Source organism: Streptomyces sp. NPDC037242, from assembly GCF_055604165.1.
The window spans coordinates 17,288-30,634 of record NZ_JBVJUY010000023.1 but is presented as its reverse complement, the minus strand read 5'-3'; the positions used below and the strand labels follow the sequence as shown (position 1 = coordinate 30,634).

General features: G+C 69.8%; 13 protein-coding genes, 1 pseudogene and 2 CRISPR repeat arrays. Of the genes and pseudogenes, 7 read left to right on the top strand and 7 right to left on the bottom strand.

Annotated features, from left to right (window positions below):
• Positions 1–14: 14 nt before the first annotated feature.
• Positions 15–545, bottom strand: a complete 531-nt coding sequence (locus ACZ7GJ_RS25305) for a hypothetical protein (RefSeq protein ID WP_470754949.1) — start codon at positions 543–545, stop codon at positions 15–17.
• On the opposite strand from ACZ7GJ_RS25305, the gene ACZ7GJ_RS25300 reads away from it, so the two are divergent.
• A complete protein-coding gene (locus ACZ7GJ_RS25300; RefSeq protein ID WP_470754947.1) occupies positions 544–1,578 on the top strand; it encodes an XRE family transcriptional regulator in 1,035 nt (344 codons plus the stop codon). The genes ACZ7GJ_RS25305 and ACZ7GJ_RS25300 overlap by 2 nt on opposite strands.
• Before the next feature lie 15 nt (positions 1,579–1,593).
• Positions 1,594–2,169 (top strand): HD domain-containing protein, encoded by a 576-nt coding sequence (locus tag ACZ7GJ_RS25295; protein WP_470754946.1) that lies wholly within the window; start codon positions 1,594–1,596, stop codon positions 2,167–2,169.
• 105 nt (positions 2,170–2,274) lie between these two features.
• On the opposite strand, the gene ACZ7GJ_RS25290 is transcribed toward ACZ7GJ_RS25295, so the two are convergent.
• The 3 genes from ACZ7GJ_RS25290 to ACZ7GJ_RS25280 all read right to left on the bottom strand — a co-directional run bounded on the left by ACZ7GJ_RS25290 (position 2,275) and on the right by ACZ7GJ_RS25280 (position 5,805).
• On the bottom strand, positions 2,275–3,879 hold the full coding sequence (locus tag ACZ7GJ_RS25290; RefSeq protein ID WP_470754945.1) for a hypothetical protein: 1,605 nt from the start codon (positions 3,877–3,879) through the stop codon (positions 2,275–2,277).
• 1 nt (position 3,880) lies between these two features.
• Positions 3,881–4,294 carry a hypothetical protein gene (locus ACZ7GJ_RS25285; RefSeq protein WP_470754944.1) on the bottom strand — a complete coding sequence of 138 codons (414 nt, stop codon included), beginning with the start codon at positions 4,292–4,294 and terminating at the stop codon, positions 3,881–3,883.
• A 523-nt stretch (positions 4,295–4,817) separates the two neighbouring features.
• A CRISPR array of direct repeats spans positions 4,818–5,334; the repeat unit is 29 nt; unit sequence GGGTTCATCCCCGCGTGCGCGGGGAGCAG.
• 138 nt (positions 5,335–5,472) lie between these two features.
• A complete protein-coding gene (locus ACZ7GJ_RS25280; RefSeq protein ID WP_470754943.1) occupies positions 5,473–5,805 on the bottom strand; it encodes a hypothetical protein in 333 nt (110 codons plus the stop codon).
• Between ACZ7GJ_RS25280 and ACZ7GJ_RS25275 the strand changes: the two are divergent.
• Positions 5,717–6,082: pseudogene (locus tag ACZ7GJ_RS25275) on the top strand (S1 RNA-binding domain-containing protein); the annotation flags it as partial. The gene ACZ7GJ_RS25280 and the pseudogene ACZ7GJ_RS25275 overlap by 89 nt on opposite strands.
• 32 nt (positions 6,083–6,114) lie before the next feature.
• On the opposite strand, the gene ACZ7GJ_RS25270 reads toward ACZ7GJ_RS25275, so the two are convergent.
• The 3 genes from ACZ7GJ_RS25270 to ACZ7GJ_RS25260 form a co-directional block, all read right to left on the bottom strand.
• Positions 6,115–6,528, bottom strand: coding sequence for a hypothetical protein (locus ACZ7GJ_RS25270; RefSeq protein ID WP_470754942.1), 414 nt, complete (start codon positions 6,526–6,528; stop codon positions 6,115–6,117).
• 270 nt (positions 6,529–6,798) lie between these two features.
• A CRISPR array of direct repeats spans positions 6,799–7,128; the repeat unit is 24 nt; unit sequence CATCCCCGCGCGTGCGGGGAGCAG.
• A 387-nt stretch (positions 7,129–7,515) separates the two neighbouring features.
• A complete protein-coding gene (locus ACZ7GJ_RS25265) occupies positions 7,516–8,046 on the bottom strand; it encodes a hypothetical protein (protein ID WP_470754941.1) in 531 nt (176 codons plus the stop codon).
• 23 nt (positions 8,047–8,069) lie between these two features.
• A complete protein-coding gene (locus ACZ7GJ_RS25260) occupies positions 8,070–9,191 on the bottom strand; it encodes a C40 family peptidase (RefSeq protein WP_470754939.1) in 1,122 nt (373 codons plus the stop codon).
• A 320-nt stretch (positions 9,192–9,511) separates the two neighbouring features.
• On the opposite strand from ACZ7GJ_RS25260, the gene ACZ7GJ_RS25255 reads away from it, so the two are divergent.
• Genes ACZ7GJ_RS25255 through ACZ7GJ_RS25240 form a run of 4 tightly spaced genes read left to right on the top strand, consistent with a single transcriptional unit; the run spans position 9,512 to position 13,346 of the window.
• Positions 9,512–10,348, top strand: a complete 837-nt coding sequence (locus tag ACZ7GJ_RS25255) for a hypothetical protein (protein WP_470754937.1) — start codon at positions 9,512–9,514, stop codon at positions 10,346–10,348.
• Between the two features lie 16 nt (positions 10,349–10,364).
• Positions 10,365–10,706 (top strand): hypothetical protein, encoded by a 342-nt coding sequence (locus ACZ7GJ_RS25250; RefSeq protein WP_470754935.1) that lies wholly within the window; start codon positions 10,365–10,367, stop codon positions 10,704–10,706.
• A 2-nt stretch (positions 10,707–10,708) separates the two neighbouring features.
• On the top strand, positions 10,709–11,482 hold the full coding sequence (locus ACZ7GJ_RS25245; RefSeq protein WP_470754933.1) for a hypothetical protein: 774 nt from the start codon (positions 10,709–10,711) through the stop codon (positions 11,480–11,482).
• Positions 11,472–13,346: a hypothetical protein gene (locus tag ACZ7GJ_RS25240; RefSeq protein WP_470754931.1), complete on the top strand. Its 1,875-nt coding sequence runs from the start codon at positions 11,472–11,474 to the stop codon at positions 13,344–13,346. Before ACZ7GJ_RS25245 ends, ACZ7GJ_RS25240 begins: the two co-directional genes overlap by 11 nt.
• Position 13,347: the final 1 nt, after the last annotated feature.

The window sequence follows — 13,347 nt, the reverse complement described above, 5'->3', positions numbered from 1 at the left end:
GGCTTCAGGGGTGGTCACGTCGAATGCCCTTTCTGAGTGGTTCGGTCAAGGTGTTCACCGTGCCGTCGCCGGTGCTGGCGCGTCGCTGAGCTTGCTATTAGGACGACGTCGGCGAGCGCTTGGGCGGCGTGCTCGTCGGGGAGCTGGTCGGCGGCGCGGCGGACAACGCTCGCCACGGCCCGGGCGGCACCGGTCAGCTGGAGCGCGATCTGCTGGATGTCCGCCGGGCGCAGGCCAGGCTCGCCGGTCCAGCCCAGGACGGCCTTGACCAGACACTCGTGGGGTGTGCGGTCCAGGGGGAGTTCATCTTCGAGCTGTCCCTCGGGATCGTGCAGGAGGTGTGTGGTGTTCATCAGGGCCTCGCTGGCCTGGGCGTGGTCGCGGGCGCCGGACGTCGACCGCAAAGCGAACGTACGGCGGGGCGGGATGCGGTAGGACTGACCGTGAGTACGGGTTTCGGTGCGCAGGGCGACCGGGAAGCAGGCCGGTATGGGCAGGCCGCGACGAACAACAGCTGGTGCCGTCAGCGGCTTCGTGCTGCGCATGGCCAGGGAGTCGATCCCGTCGACGCAGGCCGCCCTCGCTGAGGCCCTGGGCGTCGACCTCGACACGGTGCAGGGCTGGGAATCGGGACGCCGGCCGCTGGCGAACGTCCGGGCCGGGGCGCTCCTGGAGCTACGCAGGCGGCTTCCGGCGCTCGGTGCAGACGCCGGGGTGGTGCAGTGGTTGGACGCGGCGATGGACGCCGACCGGATCATCGCGGCCGGGCTTGCCGGCGAGGTTGTAGGGCCGCACCCGCTGGCCGGGTGGGTGCACACACGGGACACCGCGCACATGCTGGCTTGGGCGCTGAACGGCACGGTCCCGCCGGCACTGGCCGGGCGGTTACCCCGTCCCCGGCGCGGACCGGTCGCCGCCACGCCCCAGCTGACGGCCGTCGACCGGGTGGTGTTCTTCGACCATCTGCGAGCAGCTACCGAGCAGGCGTCGGCGCAGGGCGAGGCCGGGACGCTGCTGCACCGCCAGGCGCTGTATCTCGCTTCGTACGACCACGGGCCGGACGCGGCCGCATGGACCGCGCACACCCTCCACCGGCGGCGTGACGTGCTGGCTCGACGGGGTTGGTCTCCCCACTGGGCAGAGGCCCGCTCGACGGCCACGGCGCTCGCCCGGCTGGGAGATCCGCAGCCGCTGCTGGACTTTATCGACCGCGCCCTGGCCGACGACGACACCGCCGAGGCCGCGAACTTGAACTACTGGGCGCTGTGGCTGGGAGCGCTGCCAGTGCCGCAGCCGGACGACACCTTCATGCGGGACCGGAACCTGTCGGGCTGGGACCCGGTGACACTGCTGCGGGGCCTCGCCCGCGGCTTGCACCTGGCACCGGGCTATGTCGACCTCTACGCGCACTCGCTGTGGGCACTGCTGACCGTATTCCCGTGGCTGCCCCAGGCCGCCGGGCAGTTGGCCGGCCCGCTGCGCGAGCGGATCGGTGAACTCCTCGATGGGGCAGCGCTATCCGAAAGATCGCGGCGCGAGCTTGCCCGCGTCCGTTACGTTCTCGACCACAACCGCTGACACCGGGAGGACCGCATGGCCGATGACACCACCAGGGGTACCGCAAGCTTCATCTCCGAGATGGGCGTGCTCAAGCGCGTCGCACGGACCGGCTGGTGGTTCACCGGCAACAAGGCCCCGGAGTCCGTCGCAGAGCACTCCTTCCGGTTCGGGGTGATCGGGTCGGTGCTCGCCATGATGGAGGGCGTCGACCCAGCCAGGGTGGCACTGCTGTGCCTGTTCCACGACTCGCAGGAGACCCGCGTCGGAGACATCCCGCACATCGGGAGGAAGTACATCCGAGCCGCCCCGAACCAGGAGGTCACGGCCGACCAAGTCGCCAACGCCCACCCTGCCGTCCGGGCCGGAGTGCAGGACGCGGTCGACGAATACGAGGCCGGCGAGAGCCCGGAGGCGATCGTCGCCCGCGACGCCGACAAGCTCGAGTGCCTGGTGCAGGCGGTGGAGTACCGGGAGCAGGGTTACAGCCTCACCCAGAACTGGATCGACACCAGTCTCGCCTCGCTCAAGACGACGTCGGCGAAGGCCCTCGCCGACGCCGCACTGTCCATGCCGTCCCTGGAGTGGCAGAAGAACTTCCTTCCGTCCTGACCATCCCCGGAACGAACGAGGCCCCCGGCAATGCCGGGGGCCTCTGTGCTGCTGGCCAGCGGATCTGACCGACCCCCGAAGCCGGCCACGCGCGCGAGCGCGGCCTCAGTGGCGCAGTCCGGGGCGGCGCCCGAGCACCAGGTCCGTCGGCACGTGCGCCCGGGGCACGGGCCGTGGCGGTGCCTGTACCGGCTTGGCGGGGGCCCACCTCTGCTCCCGGGCGATCATCTGGTGCGCGGAGGCGTCCAGGACCGCTCGGGGAACGGGAGTCCCGGCCCGGCGCGCGGCGTCCAGGAGCTTGCCTGCGGATACCTGCTCCGCGCTCATCACCGCCGTGTAGGCATCGATGAGGGATTCCACTTGGCGGAGGTGGACCGGGTAGAAGCGTCGGCCCGGCTCGAGCTTTCGGGGCCGGTACTCGGCGGCGTTGGTCACCAGACCGGCCCCGGCCCGCCGAACGGTCCACGGCGCCGCCACCGCCATCTGCCACCCGACCGCCGGCAGCCGGTAGAGCGAGGCAGCAAGCGGGCCCGCACCTCCCGCGTCCGCGAGGATGTCCGCGGCGGGCCGGGGTGCTCCCGGGGCTTGTTCCGGGGTCCAACCCGGCCCGAAGAGCAGCTGCCCGACCCGTAGGCAGGCGGTGCGGGAGATGACCACGGCCGGGTGGGGATCCGTCGACGGGAGCCGGGTCACCAGCCCCTTCCGTACGAGACCGTAATCCGGCGGCGGAAGCCGGGGGTGCTCCCGGGGGTCGCCGACGTCCACGACGGACAGCCACGCCTCCGCGGCGGAGTCCCAGGACAGAGCTGACGCGCGCAGCGCGCCCGCGGCGTCGGTGAGTCCGGCCCGAAGCGGCCCTTCAGGAGTTTCTGCTGCAACGTGGCGCAGGACGCGACCGCTGAGGATGCGGGTCCTCGCTGTCCAGCGAGAAAGCTGCTTGAGGTCCGAACCGCCCAGCCGATGCTCGGCCCGGTCGTGCAGTGCCTCGTAGGCCGCCCGGCAAAGACGCTCGCTGTCCTGCTCCAGCCGGGCCGTGACGGCGCTGGTGGGGTCGGAGGCGGTGGCCTGGACGGGATCGACGGCCAGCGCGAGGGGAAAGGAGGCCAGGGAGTGTTCGGGGTCGCGGCCGACGGTCCGGGCGTGCACGGAGGTCTGGTTCAGGGAATTCCGGGCCGCTTCGAAGGCCTCGATGGCGCCTGGATGCTCGGCCTCTTGAGCGAGCCTTTGTAAGACCTGACCCGCCGACCAGGCCACTTCGGAGTACCGGTGGGTGAGGTAGTCGAAGGCGGCCTGGTGGCGGAGCAGATAGGCGTACGGGGTCAGCGGCACGCGGTCGGGGCCGAGGTGACTGCTGATCGTGTCCCGTACGGCACTCACAGCCCGGGCGGCGGTCGCGATCCGCTCGGCTGCCGGCCCGGCGTCGCCGGCGCTCGGAGCCGGCAGATACGTCCGGGCGGTGGTCAGCCACGCACGCGCCTGGTCCAGGCCGACTTCCAGGTTCCGCTCCCCGGCGGTCAGGCGCCGTTCCTCCGCGGTGGGTACGGGCGTGTAGGCGCGCGGACCGAGCCCCTTCCTGATCTGACCCAGGACCTGCTCGATCCCTTCCGCCAGGGCGACATGTCCGTCGGGGCCGACGGATGCCGCAGGGATCGCCGTGGCCTCCTGCAGCCGGGCCACCGCGACGTCGAAGAGCTCTCCCAAAGTGGTCACTTCACCGCTCCCGGACTCGGGTCAGGGCAACGGACGCACCGGTGGCCAGCGCCGTGGCCTCGCGCAGCGCTCGCGCAGCGCCGTCGCCGACGCTGTCAGCGGTGGTCAGGAGGCGGTTGAGAGAGTCCCCCGCACGTTGCAGGAGCCGTACGTACGGGTCGAGGCCGGCGGCGCCTGGACCTGGCGGCGCCGGGGTGAACGGCGTGCCGGTCTCGGGTAGCGGAAGCAGGTCCCGACCGGTCGCACAGTTATGCGAGGCGAGCATCGCCTGCAGTTCGTCGCTGCCTTCCTCGAAGGTTATGCGGTGACAGACCTCGGCCGTCACGGTGAACACGTCCCACACCGCCGCCAGCACCACGGAGGTGTCCTCGGAGTCCAGCCGTGAGTCGAGTTCCAGCAGGGCAGACGCAGACATCAACGACCCCTCTTTCGTATCGGAATGAGGTTGATCGTCCCATCACGAAGGCGGCCGACAACTCGGCTGTGGACAATCTCGGCCCTGTGGACAATCCTCGCTGCGGTACCTGCCCAGGTGCAGGAAGCAGTCTTCGAAAGGCCCTCGACGCCGACCCACGCAAGGGGTTCATCCCTGTGGGTGCGCGGATCAGCGCCGGCTGAGGCTGACGTATTGGGGGGCGCCGGATTCTTCTCACGAGTACGGGGAGCAGCGCGGTGAGGGCGGGCAGGGCCGCGCCGTGGGGACCGGCCCGCAGGCGCGGGGGAGCAGCTCCAGGTGCGCACTCTGAGCTGCTTCGCCATGGTTCATCCCCGCCGTGCGGGGTCAGCGTGGCCGTGACGATGGCGTACTGGATCGGGCAGGGTCCATCCCCGCGCGTGCGAGGAGCGACACAGCGGATCGCACTTCGATCCCTTCGGGGCGGGTTCATCCCCGCGCGCGGGGAGCAGGACCCTCACATGACGCAGCGCGTCACGATGCGGGGTCCATCCCCGCGCGTGCGGGGAGCAGGAGCTCGTTTCCCTGCTCTTCGGGTCGGGCGTGGGTTCATCCCCGCGCGTGCGGGGAGCAGGTCTGGCCCGACAGGCCGGTGGCCCGGGCGTAGGGTTCATCCCCGCGCGTGCGGGGAGCAGGCGGTGCTGCCCGGGACTTCGCCGCGGGTCTCGGGTTCATCCCCGCGTGCGCGGGGAGCAGATCGACCACTTCGGCAACCCGCCCATGGAGCAGGGTTCATCCCCGCGTACGCGGGGAGCAGCGGACCACCCGGGCGGGCGCCCACATGTCGTCGGGTTCATCCCCGCGTGCGCGGGGAGCAGCTCCCAGATCATCCTCGCAGTCGGGCGGAAGGGGGTTCATCCCCGCGTGCGCGGGGAGCAGATGTACGCCCAGGTGCCCAGGTCACGGCACCGGGGTTCATCCCCGCGTGCGCGGGGAGCAGGACCGCAAGGCCGGACGACGCGGCGGGAAGTGGGGTTCATCCCCGCGTGCGCGGGGAGCAGACTTGCTGAGCTGCAACGTTACGCGCGAGGTGCGCGATTTCTGAGTACTTTCGTGGAATCGGGCATTGTGGATTTTTCGGGGACTGGGATCTCCTGTAGCGGTACGCCATAAAGTGCCAGTAGCTGCCCTGTGGGGCTTCATTGCGTACAGGCGGTGTTCCTGGTCGAAGAGGCGGCAGCCGCGGCCCAGTGCTCGGCGGCGTCATGCAGCATGCTCAGGCTGGAGTCCGGGCAGAAGGCGGTTTCCCGCGCCCGTTGAACGGCGTCGGCCCGCGAGCGGGCGGCGGTTCCGGTGGAGAAGGCGGGGATCCAGTCGTCGTCGATCCAGATCCGGCGGTTGCCGGGCAGGCCAATCTCGCTGACAGCGATCGAACGGTTCGGCGTGTTCGTGGCACTGGACGACGGCCCCGACCACCCGGTCTTCCCCGGCGTCGGGTTCATCACGATCCCCGAACTGTCCTGGCGGCGCATCGCAACCGCCTTCGACGTTGTGCAGGTCGGACAGCGCGTCTCAGCCGAGTTCCTCCAGTTCGACACATGGAACCTGGAGGCCAGACTGTCCTTGCGGGCGACACAGCCGGACCCCTTCCAAACGTTCGCCGACCGCACTGCGGTGGGGCAGAAACTGCACGGACGGGTCACCAAGCTGGTCCCGTTCGGCGTCCTCGTTCAGGTCACTGACGGGATCGAGGGACTGGTCCACCTGCGAGAGCTCACATCGACGGCCGTGGAAGGCCCGTCAGATGTCGTCCAGGCCGGCGCTCTCCCAGGGTTGTCACGTCACCGCTCCCGCACTGCGGCGAGCGCCGTGGCCGCGCGGGCAGCCAGCGTCGTGGCCTCACTCAGTGACCGCTCGGCTCCTTCGCCGACGAGATCGGCCGTGGTGACCAACCGGGCCAGGGAGTGCTGGGCGTGCTCCAAGAGCCGAACGAACGGTTCGAGCCCCGCTGCACCCGGCGCGGGCGCCGTCACCTCCACGGGCCTGCCGCTCTGCGGCAACGGCAGGAGGTCGCGTCCGGCCGTGCACTGCTGGGCGGCCATCATTGCCTGCAACTCGTCGCTGTCTTCATCGAACGTGATCGCGTCGGCCACCTCGGTGGCCACGGTGAACACGTCCCACACCGCCGACAGCACCGCCACAGTGTCCTCAGAGTCGAGCTGAGCATCGAGTTCCATCAGGGCTGACGCAGTCATTCCCATCCCCTCCTTCGCATCAGAATGGGGATGATCGTCCCACCTTGGATGCCTCCAGCAAGCGGCCTGTGGACAACACGACCCCTGCGGACAATCCCCAGGCTCGGCACCGCGCTCGGGTGCCCCCTCATCGGGCGGACTCCGGAGCCGAACCTTGTTTCCTCTGCCTCTTCCTCCTGTATGGGTCGGCTAGCTCGAAGATGAGAAGTCATCCCTACGGATGTGTGGAGCAGGAGGTCTTGAGGCTGTCCGGCGCAGGCCATCCGGGTTCATCCCCGCAGGTGCGGGAAGCAGGTCGGCACAGTCCAGCCGATGCGGACGTCCCCTGGACCATCCCCGCGCGTGCGGGGAACAGTCGGGATCCCACACATCGCGCTTGCCGTCCCCGGGATCATCCCCACGCGTGCGGGGAGCAGCCGCGACGGGGCCGGATCCGCTCGTACACGCCGGGATCATCCCCACGCGTGCGGGGAGCAGTCCAGGTCGTTGTTCGCGGTGAAGTGGTGGCCGGGATCATCCCCGCGCGTGCGGGGAGCAGTTGGTGAATGCGTCGGCCACGCGGATCAGCCAGGGGACCATCCCCGCGCGTGCGGGGAGCAGGCTTGCTGACCTGGAACGTTACGCGACGTCCGCGTGGTTTCTGAGTACTTTCTTGAGATCGGGCGTTACGGAAATATGGGATAGGTGCAGTAGGTGATGCACGCCGCGGTGCCTTGTGGACCGTGACTCTCCGCCAGAGTAGGGCTGTGGGTGGAGGTCGTGGCTGCTGTCCGCCGTGTCCGCTCGCGTCCCACGGTTCTGCTGCGCCCTGCGCTTCGCTCCGGTGCTCGCGCGTTCATCGACGGTACGCAGGTCAGTTCAGGCCGTTTGTGGCTGTTGTTCTGGAACAGATAGCAGAGTGGCTGATGCCGTCTGTGGTGCGGAGTAGCTCCCGTGCGCCGGATGCAGCGTGCAGCTATCGGTTGGGCGCGCCTTCTGGGGCTGAGGTCAAGTCGGGTAGGACGTTCGTTGGCCGGCCTCCGTGAGTCGCCGTCGGATGTGGTGGGCTGCGGCGGAATCCGGTCCCTGGATGTCGGTCACGGTGGTCAGCAGGTCCCTGCCCAGTTGGTGGCTGGGCTCCGGACTGGGGGTAGTGCGCCAGAGGCTGTACGCGCGGTGGATCGCGGCATTCGTGTCTGGGTGGGCCGAGCCCTGGAGGGCGGCGCGAAGGCGGACCGTGTGGAGGTACCAGCCGACGGCTGTGGTGTGATCCCCGGTCAGAGCGGCCAGGAAGCCGCGGACTTCTCGAATGCTCGCCATGTCCAGGGTGGCCGCACCGCCGGAGGCCGCGCTGTGGTCGATGTCGAGCTGTTCGGCCAGGAGGACCGCCTCGTCGAGGCTGCCGTCCTCGGCCAGGGCGGCGATCGTCGCGATCCGGCCGGCAACGGGCAGCTCCGCCCGAGACGTGGCGGCAGGGTCGGCCCAGAACTGGGAGGTGACCGCGCCCCAGGGGCGGAAGAGGGGTTGGTTGTCTGGCATAGGAATCCCTGCGCTCGTGCCGGTCACCAGCTCACCACCCGGCGGATCGCCGTCACCCGCGTCATGTAGTTCGTGGAGTTGCGCCAGCTGCTGTAGGCGACGAGGCGCGTACGGACACCCGTGCGCGGGGCTTCGATGAGCAGCCCGGAGCCGATGTACATGCCGACGTGTCCCGGGCTGGCGGCCGAGCCGTCGGAGCCGGCGTTGAAGACCAGGTCGCCGGGCTTCGGGTTGTCCAGGTCGACCTGGAGGGGCAGTTTGACCTGGTCATACGTGACGCGGGGGATGGTGATGCCCGCTGCTCTGTAAGCCTGTTGCATGAGGGAGGAGCAGTCGCACCAGTGCGCGGGGGCGGAGCCGTGGGAGTTCGTGCAGTCGCCGCCGAGCTGGTACCAGGTGTCCTTCTGCTGCAGCGCCCAGGCCACCGCCGTACGGACTTGGGGTGGGGTGTCGGCGGGCAGGCTGAAGCCCGCCGACAGGGTGACCGCGCCTCCACCGCCGGGCCCGGCCGCGGTGTACTTCACGGATCGGGCCAGGATCGCCTTCACGTAGTCGTACGTCTGGCCGCCGGCGAACGACGCGGGCGGGACGCCGTGGAACTCGTCGACGCGGCCCCATCCGGCGTTGTAGCCCGCCAGCGCCAACTCGATGGCCGACCCGCTGTACTGCGGATGGGCCTTGGCGGTCCTGAGCAGGCCGCACATCATGCGACCCTGCGCGGGGATTGCGTCGGCCGGATTCATCACGTCCTTGTCGCCGTCTCCGTCGCCATCGACTCCCTGGGTGGCCCACGTGGCTGGGATGAACTGCGCCATCCCGTAGGCGATCGGGTTTCCCGCGGAGTCCCTGGAGACCGCGCCGGGCGTGAAGTTGGACTCCGCCCATAACTGCGCGGCCAGGATCGCCGGCGGCAGGCCCTGGTCGCACGCCGCCGCTGCCGCCGTGATGAGGGGGGCGTACTCGGCGGGTACGCCATCGGCCCCGCCGATCCTGAGGGTTCCTGCGGTGGGCCACGCGCCGGTATTGCTGCCCTTGCTGTCGTCCTCGGCAAGCGCGGCGACGAGCATCACGACACCGATCCCCAGAGCCAGAGGGGTGGCGACCACCCCCGCAGCAGCTATTCCCAGCCACCGCTTTGCCCCCATCCGACCCCCTCGGAAATCTGTCTGATTTGCTTCCATGAAAAGCAAATTCAGCCACCATGGCTGGTACTCGATCCATCTGGGATCGCCAGGCGAATCGTGACACTATGCCATTTCCACTTACGGGGGCGCTCCTGGGCATCACTCGGCCGTTCCAGAACGGCCGGTGTAGGGTGCCGTATCGCTTCGACTCCGGGCGACGAAACATGCGAAATTCACATTAGCGATGGCTTGGTAGGGGCACGTTCGGGGGAATGGTGAGCAGAAGGGGCAATCGGGCGCCCTGGGGATTACCCGAGACGGCGCGCCTGGTCATTCCGGTGATGGCCGCGACCGGTGGCAGCGGGCGCTCCACCACCGCATTACTGCTCGCCGACGAGCTCGTGACGGCAGCGGACACCGTCGTCATGGACCTGGCGCCCCGCCTCGCATCCCCCTGGCCTTCGTGGAGCGGAGCCGCACAGTCCGCGAAAGCGGGCGGCCTCGCAGCCCTCCCGCCCGACCGGCCCCTGACACGCGCGGACATCCGCGCCTCCGCAGCAGCACGCAAGGCCGTCGAGGGCGACTGGGACGTACTCACCGACGGACGCGAATGGCATGCGGCCCCGCTGAACCTGCCGCGCGAGCCCGAAGCCTGGTACCAACTGGCCGCCGCCGGCGGATGGCAAGCCTTTGTCGCCGACACCGCCCACCCGGTGGCCCACGACGTCCTTGCCGCCCGCTGCGCCGGAACACCGAGCCTGACGCACTCCTGGTGCTCGCTGCCTTTCGCCGTCCCGGTGCTCTGTGCGCAGGCCACCGCCGACGGCATCCAGGCGCTCCAGCAAGCCGTGATGGTCCTGCACGCCGAAGGACTGCCGCTCCAGCGCACGGTGGTGGTCCTGGCCGCGACCGCCGACGGGCGGCTACCCGCTGTCGTCCGGGCGGCCGCCACGATGCTCTCCTCCCGCGCGGCCGCCGTGGTCCACCTCCCCCACGACGCGGACATCCGGGCCCACGGCCTACAGTCCCAGCCCGCCCGAATCCGCCCGCGCACCCGGCAGGCGGCCCGGGACCTGGCCGCCGCCGTACTTGCCGCCGCCCGTACGGCGTTCGGCGACCCGCTGCCGACGCCGCCGCAGCCCGCCCCGCTCCCCGCCATTGCAGTACCTGCCGTCTGACGAGGAATCACCGAACATGAGCCAGTTCCTGACGAGCCTGCACACCCTTGCCACTGACCCCGGCGTGGTCGTACTGGCCGATGGCGTGGGGCCTGTGCCCGACTTCGACCCGTCGCTGCCCGCTGCGGTCAACAACCCGGTCAAGACGATCCTGGCCTGGACCGCTGGCGGAGGCCTCGCCCTCGCCGTGCTCGGTGGCCTCAGCGGCTGGGCCCTGGTCGCGGTCGGCCACAACACCGAGCGGGCCGCGCTGGCGGCCCGCGGCAAGCAGAGCGTGCTGTGGAGCCTGATCGGCGCAGGCGGCATCGGACTGACGTCCTCGCTGGTCCTGGCCGTCTTCACCATGACGAACGCCTGAGCATGGACTCCTCGAACGGGCTCAAGGCCCGCAGAGCTCGGTTAGTCCTCGCTGCCATTGTCGTCGCGGTGGCCGCGCTCCTGGTTGCGGGCGGATTCACCGCCGCCACTCTGATGCGGGACGACGCCGAGGGACAGCCGCAGGCCACTCCGTCCGCCAGCGCACCCGCGCCGACGAGCAGTGGCACGTCCGACGGCCCGATGACGCCGGAGAAGGGGAAGAAGACCACGCTCCGCAAGCCCACGGGCCAGAAGGACGGCGTGTCCACCGGCTTCCCCGGCTCCCCCAGCGGCGGGATCTCTGCCGTCGTCTACTTCTGGGAGGAGTACGCCTGGCTCGACGACGAGAAGGCCCTCCAGCAGCTGACCGCGGTGGCGTCCAAGGACGCGCCCGACTACGTCGACAAGCATGTCTCCGAGATCCGCAAGATGCGTGAGGCCCTCGGTTTGCCGCCCTCGGGCGGGATCTCCGCCGACATCACCTTCGCCACCGCTGTCCACGCCACGCGGGCCACGACCGTCCATGCACCCGGCCTGCCGGTCGGTGACGTCATGCAGGTCTGGCTCTCCTACGACCGCTTTGCCACCGGCCCGAAGGGCGGTCGCGACGAGAATCCGCTGCGCGGAGCCACTGTCGACTTCATCGTGAAGTGGCAGGACGGGGCCTGGAAGTTCACCGACGAGTTCGACTCCCTCCGGTCCTTCCCTGTCTCCTACGAGCCCACCAGCCGCTTCGCTTGGAACGACGGATGGGTCCAGGTCCGCCATGCCGACTGACCGAGTCCACCGCGCCTCACGCGCTCTCGTCCTGCTCTGCGCCCTTCTTTCTTTGCTGAGTGTCGGCGCCACCCTGTCGACCGCTGTCGCGGCCGACGATCCGAAGTACCACTCGTCAGTCGGCCCGCCCGACCCCATCCCCAAGGAGTGGGAGCAGGACATCGTCGGCCTCGACTCCAAGGGGCGGTACTGCCTGGTCGACCAGATCGACGACCGAGCCTTGTGTCACAGGCCCGGTCCCGGTGACCCACCCATCCCCGGCCGGACGATTCCCTGCGAAGGCGCGGACGGCAACGGTGCGACCGAGTGCGCTCCGGAGGAGCAGACAGAAGCCGAGGTCCGGCACCTGGAGAGGTGGCGCAAGGATTTCCCGGACAAGCAGTGGAAGAACTACGAACCCCTCAACCAGTACCTGACCGACTGCATCGTGAAGGACAGAAGGCCGTTCGTGGTCTGTCAGAAGGAGGGAGAGGGGAAGTACCCGCCGCCCGCCAAGGGGCCGATGGACTGGGTCGCCGGCAAGTTCTCCGAGTTCGCCTCCAACGCGCTGAAGGAGGCCGCGTCCTACATCGGGAAGTCGGTCGTCTGGCTGCTCGCGGAGTTCGCGACGCTCTTCAACGAGAACTCCTCCATCGACCTGAACGACACCGGCATCGCGAAGTTCACGATGATGATGGCCTCGCTGTCGGCGGTCCTGGCCGTGTTCCTGCTGCTGATCCAGTTCGGCAAGGTCGCGGTCAGCCACAACGGCGGGCCGGCCGCGACCGCGATGATCGGCCTGGCCAAGTGGGCCGTCGTCTCCTCCGTCTACCTCGTCGTGGCGCAGACGGCGCTGGAGTGGTCCGACGAGATCTCGACCTGGATCATCAACAAGACCTTCGAAGGCGGCGGCAGCGGTCAGGACTCCGCGACGAAGGCCATGCAGCAGCAGCTCGGCACGCTCTTCGGCGGCCTGATCACCGGAGGCGGCGGCGCAGCGACCGTCGGTGGCGCGCTCATCGCCGGGGAGACGGTGACGGCATCCGCCGTCGGGGTCGTCATCGTCATGGGGATCGTCTGCATCCTGGTCATCGCCGCCCTGTGGGTGGAGATCCTGATGCGCCAGGTCGGCATCATGATCATCATCGGGACGATGCCCATCACGCTCGCCGGGCAGCTCTCCGACGCCACCGCCGAGTGGTGGCCGAAGGCCCGTAACGCGTTCATCTCCCTGGTCCTGATGAAGCCCGCGATCGTCGCCTGCTTCTCCATCGGCTTCTTCGCCATGTCCGAGGGCAAGGGCGTGCAGAACATGCTCGTCGGCTTCGTCATGTTCCTCGCGGCGAGCTTGTGCTGGCCGGCCCTGTCGAAGTTCATGACGTTCACCAGCAACGGCGCGGGCAGCTCCGCCGCCTCGGGGTGGATCAGCTCGCTGGGCTCCTCCGCATCCTCCATGACCGGCGGCTACCGGCCCGATCCCAGCGGCGCCGGCGCCGTCGGGGGCGGATCCGGTTACACCAGGGCGCTGGAGTCGGAGAACGCCATGCCCGCGGCCGGCTCCGCGACTGGCGCCAGCAGCGGTGGTGCAGCCGGCGCCTCCGCGGGCCGCTTCGGTGGCAGGGCGCTGGGCATGGCGGCTTTCGGGCTTCAGGTGCTGGCGGTCGGCAAGGACTCCCTCGAGTCCGGTCTGGGCAGTACGGCCGCCAATGCGGGCCTGGATCAGTCCGGCGGGGGCGGACGGCACGTGGTCATCCCCCCGCGCCGCGAGGCGTCGATGCCCGCGCCCGTTCCCGTCGGGGCTCCGGGCGGGGCGCCTGCCGACGTACCGCCGCCCCTCGCCCCGACGCCCGCCCCCGCCGCACCTGCTTCTCCGAATGAGGGCTGAC